Here is a 248-nt window from a genome sequence, read left to right as displayed (position 1 = left end):
ATTCCATTTTACTTTGTTGGAGTATTTATAGTCGGAATTGGCCTACCGTTAGCAGGGCTAACAAGAGTATACATATTACAAAAACTCGTTCCAAAAGATATGTTAGGGCGAGGGTTCAGTTTTAATGCGGTTTTGCTTTATTTAGCGGATACAATATCTCTTTTTGTATTTGGAATTCTGTCTATATTTATTTCTATAAATTTTATCTTTATCATTTGTGGAATCGGAATGATTATTATGTCTATTGT

1 pseudogene is annotated in these 248 nt (G+C 31.5%); it reads left to right on the top strand.

The annotated features are described in order from the left end of the window. Positions 1–248: pseudogene (locus V7183_RS25700) on the top strand (MFS transporter); the annotation flags it as partial.

This window comes from Bacillus sp. JJ1127 (assembly GCF_036965845.1).
Lineage (GTDB): Bacteria > Bacillota > Bacilli > Bacillales > Bacillaceae_G > Bacillus_A.
This window is presented reverse-complemented; position numbering and strand designations above follow the sequence as displayed.